The organism is Aquitalea sp. S1-19 (assembly GCF_024343515.1).
The window spans coordinates 1-3,940 of record NZ_RJTZ01000165.1; the positions used below are offsets into that span (position 1 = coordinate 1).

The 3,940-nt window shown below is 62.2% G+C and carries 5 protein-coding genes; all 5 read right to left on the bottom strand.

Translation table 11 applies throughout. The features are described from left to right. Nucleotides 1-861, bottom strand: an 861-nt coding sequence (locus EGI20_RS16395) for a permease (RefSeq protein ID WP_498632755.1), incomplete at its 3' end; no start/stop codon positions are given. Nucleotides 862-947: 86 nt separating this feature from the next. Further along, on the bottom strand, nucleotides 948-2,705 hold the full coding sequence (gene arsA, locus EGI20_RS16400; RefSeq protein ID WP_498632756.1) for an arsenical pump-driving ATPase: 1,758 nt from the start codon (nucleotides 2,703-2,705) through the stop codon (nucleotides 948-950). An 11-nt stretch (nucleotides 2,706-2,716) separates the two neighbouring features. Continuing rightward, entirely contained in the window at nucleotides 2,717-3,085 is a 369-nt protein-coding gene (gene arsD, locus EGI20_RS16405) for an arsenite efflux transporter metallochaperone ArsD (RefSeq protein ID WP_498632226.1), read from the bottom strand. 36 nt (nucleotides 3,086-3,121) lie between these two features. Continuing rightward, nucleotides 3,122-3,595 carry an arsenate reductase ArsC gene (locus tag EGI20_RS16410; protein ID WP_498632224.1) on the bottom strand — a complete coding sequence of 158 codons (474 nt, stop codon included), beginning with the start codon at nucleotides 3,593-3,595 and terminating at the stop codon, nucleotides 3,122-3,124. Nucleotides 3,596-3,597: 2 nt separating this feature from the next. Beyond that, a partial coding sequence (locus EGI20_RS16415; protein ID WP_498632758.1) for an ArsR/SmtB family transcription factor occupies nucleotides 3,598-3,940 on the bottom strand: 343 nt, incomplete at its 5' end.

Sequence of the window (3,940 nt, forward strand, 5' to 3'; positions counted from 1 at the left end):
TCCCTTGAGCGCAAACATCGACGCCATCGGAATCAGCGTCTCGGCGCGCAGGTAAAGCGGAATGCCCACAACGGCCGCCAGCGGGACGGCCAGCGGGTTGTCGCTGCCGGTGTGTGCGGCGATCCACTCGGAAGGGATGAAGCCGTAGGTGAAAGCACCGATGGCCACCCCCAGCATCAGGTAAGGAAACACCGAGCGGAATTGGCCGAGTGCTTCGCGCCACAGTTGCCGCCAGGGCATTGCCTCCTGGGATGGCCGTGCCACTTGGGCCGGCTTGGGTGCACAGCAGGCTGTCTTGGGTTCGACCGGCTTGGGGGCGCAGCAGGAAGCCTTAGGCTCGACCTGTTTAGGTGTGCAGCAAGCGGTCTTGAGTTCGACCGGTTTGGCGATGCAGCACGCCCCCGCCTTCGGTGCGGTCTGCTTCACGTAGCGCCCGAAATTCAGCCGCTCGAGCAACACGCCGGCCAGCAGCGAGATCAACAGCGTCGCTGCCATATAGACCAGGGTCACCTTCCAGCCGAAGGTCAGCCACAGCAGCCCGACCACGATAGGGTTGAGTAGTGGCGACACAAACAAAAAAGTCATGGTCGGGCCAAAACCGGCACCGGCGCGCAGCAGTCCGTTCAGCATCGGGATGGTCGAACAACTGCAAAACGGCGTAACCGATCCGATCGCAGCGGCGGTCAGATAGCCGCTCCCCTTCTGGCTGCTAAGCAGCGACTGCACCTTGCCGGCTGGCAGCTTGTGCTGAATAGCGGCAACGGCAAAACTGATCACGACGAACAGCAGCGACAACTCCAGTGCCAGAAACACGAACATAGCTGCTGCCGATTGCAACGACGCCATGGAAAACGAAAACATGCTTAATCTTTCTTTAACGCCCGGCGGCAAGGTGTCGCCGGGCGTTCATCAATAAGTGCCCCGCACATGGCACGGAGCCCGTCCACTCAGTTTGCCTGAGCGAGTGCGGCCAGCGCATCGGCACCAACCGGCTCTTGTGCCAGAAGCGGCAGCAGTGCCACGCGAGTGGCGTGGCGGGTGAGCACCGCATCGATTTCGCGCGCTTCATTTTGCGCACGCTTTGCCAGCAAAGGCGCAGTACTGCCCGCCGCCGCGATGCTCTGGTTAATGACCCACGCCCATGGCGTAATGCCGGCGCGTTCAAGATCGGCCTGCAAGGCGGCGGCTTCCAGCACCGGCGTGGTTTCGGCCAGCGTCGCAATCAGCACCTTGGTGCGTGCCGGATCTTGCAGCTGCATCATCGGCGTGGTGAAGTGAAGACCCTTGTCGCCCATCTGGCGCACCATTTCGCGGTGGTAGGCACCGGTAGCATCCAGCAATAACAAGGTGTGGCCGGTCGGTGCGGTATCCATCACCACGAAACGCTGGCCGGCTTCACGGATCACGCGCGAGAACGCCTGAAATACCGCGATCTCTTCGGTGCACGGCGACCGCAGGTCCTCTTCCAGCAAGGCACGCCCAGCCTCATCCAGATCCTTGCCCTTGCTCTGCAAGACTTCGCGGCGATAGCGCGCAGTCTCGGCAGCCGGATCGATACGGCTGACGGTCAGATCAGCTACGCTGCCAGATAGTGTCTCGCCCAGATGAGCAGCAGGGTCGGAAGTCGTCAGGTGCACCGGCAAACCGCGATGCGCCAACTCAACGGCCACCGCCGCAGCGATGGTGGTTTTGCCGACGCCGCCCTTGCCCATCACCATCACCAGGCCATGGCCGGCAGCTGCAATGCCGTCAACCAGTTGCGCGAGCGAGGAGGTGCCGGCAGGCAGCGCAGCGGCCTCGGCTACGGCAGTCGCGGCCGGCGCCTCCAGCAGCAAGGCCTCCAGCGCAGCCAGACCAACCAGATTAAAGGGCTTGAGCTCAAGCCTGTCTTGCGACAAACCGGCCAGAGTCTGCGGCATGGCGGCCAGTGCCGCCGTTTCGCGGCGCACGATAGCCTGGGCCAGCGCATCCTCGCCGGCCTCATCCGCCGGGAACATGCCGTTGATGACCAGAAACTGGCGTTTAAGGCCGATGGCCGCCAGCTCTTCGTGAGTGCGCGCGACTTCGCGCAGCGTCGATGCTTGCGCACGCGCGACCAGCACCAGCCGGGTCTTGTCAGGATCGGAAAGCGCAGCGACGGCGGCATGGTATTGCGTGCGCTGCTTTTCCAGGCCGGAGAGCGGCCCCAGGCACGATGCGCCATCCGGGTTGGCGTCAAGAAAACCCGACCAGGCGCCCGGCAGCTGCAGCAGGCGGATGGTGTGGCCGGTCGGCGCAGTATCGAACACGATATGGTCGTAAGCCGCGATAAGCCTGGCATCGGTCAGCAGCGCGGTGAATTCGTCAAAGGCGGCAATTTCGGTGGTACAGGCACCGGAGAGCTGTTCTTCTATTCCTTTAACCACCGCCTCGGGCAGTACGCCCTTCACCGGGCCGACAATACGGTCGCGATATGCCTGAGCGGCGGCTTGCGGGTCGATTTCCAGCGCCGACAAGCCCGCTACCGCTGCAATCGGACGGATCGTATTACCTATGCTCTGGCCGAATACCTGTCCGACATTGGATGCCGGGTCGGTGCTGACCAGCAATACGCGCTGACCGCTACGCGCCAGACGGACGGCACTGGCGCAGGCGATCGAGGTCTTGCCGACCCCGCCCTTGCCAGTGAAAAACAGGAAAGCGGGCGGATTCTCCAGAAAGTGCATGCCGGACTCCTTCAGCAGCAGCCGGTGTTGCCACCACAGCAGGATGACTGGGCTGGCGCGCTGGCGGCGGCAAAAGTCGAGATACCGGCAAAACGCGCCAGCTCGGCGCGGCGCGGATAGCGCCCCATCAAGGCAATCTCGCCGTTAACTAGCACAAGCGGCAACAAGTCGGCGCCGGAGCGCTCGAGAAAGCCTTTAACCACCGGGTTTTCGGCAAAGGCCAGCGGCTCTTGCGCCAGGTTGAAGCGACAGATGTCGGCCCCCTGCGCCTTGGCCCAGTCAAAGTCGGCGGCGAAGTTCACCAGTGCCTGATCAATCTCGGTGCCGCAGACACCGGTCGCACAACACAGTGCCGGGTCGAAAATCTCGATTTTTTTCATATCAATAATCCTAATAATGTTGAAATGTTAATCACATCAGAAGACTTCACGGCCGATACGATCCAGCTCGGCCTTAAGCTCACTGCGATCCATGCTTGCCAGCGGCAAGGCCAGCAGCGCCTCGATGCGCGCACGCAAAGTGGCGTAGGCCGCAGTAAAGGCCGCGTCGATTTCGCTGTCCGTGCCGCTCGCATGCGCCGGGTCTTCCACCCCCCAGTGCGTACGCAGCGCCGGGCCCAGATAGGCCGGGCAGGTTTCGCCGGCGGCGGATGCGCACACGGTAATCACGATATCGGGGATAGCCGGCAGCGCATCCCAGCTCTTGCTGCTTAGTCCATCGATCTTCATGCCTTCGCGCGCAAGCAGCGCGATCGAGCGCGGGTGAACATAACCTGCCGGCTGGCTGCCGGCACTCATAGCCCTAAAGCCTTCCGGTGCCAGATGATTAAAGGTGACTTCGCCAAGAATGGAGCGGCAGGAGTTGCCGGTACACAGAAAAAGAATATTCATGCTTAAGATTCCAGCTTAGGAGAAACAGGGGGCAAAACGGTGTCCGGGCAGCACGAAGCGGCACGCGCATCGAGACACTCCTCCGGCTTGCCGCTGCAACACTCGGCGGTGAGATAGGCGATCAATTCCAGCATCAGCGGCAGATTGGCACGGTAGCGCTGAAAGCGTCCCTCCTGCGTCACCGATACCAGGCCCGCATGCGTCAGTGCCTTGAGATGGAAGGACAGCTTGTTAGGCGCAAGATCCAGCACAGCGGCAATTTCTCCGGCCACCAGCCCTGCATGACCATGTTTGACCAGCAGGCGAAAGGCGTCGAGGCGGATGCCGGAGGACAGCGATTCGAAA

Coding starts and splice junctions, on each gene's coding strand:
- arsA (WP_498632756.1), bottom strand. CDS start 2,705: ATGCACTTTCTGGAGAATCCGCCCGCTTTCCTGTTTTTCACTGGCAAG.
- arsD (WP_498632226.1), bottom strand. CDS start 3,085: ATGAAAAAAATCGAGATTTTCGACCCGGCACTGTGTTGTGCGACCGGT.
- EGI20_RS16410 (WP_498632224.1), bottom strand. CDS start 3,595: ATGAATATTCTTTTTCTGTGTACCGGCAACTCCTGCCGCTCCATTCTT.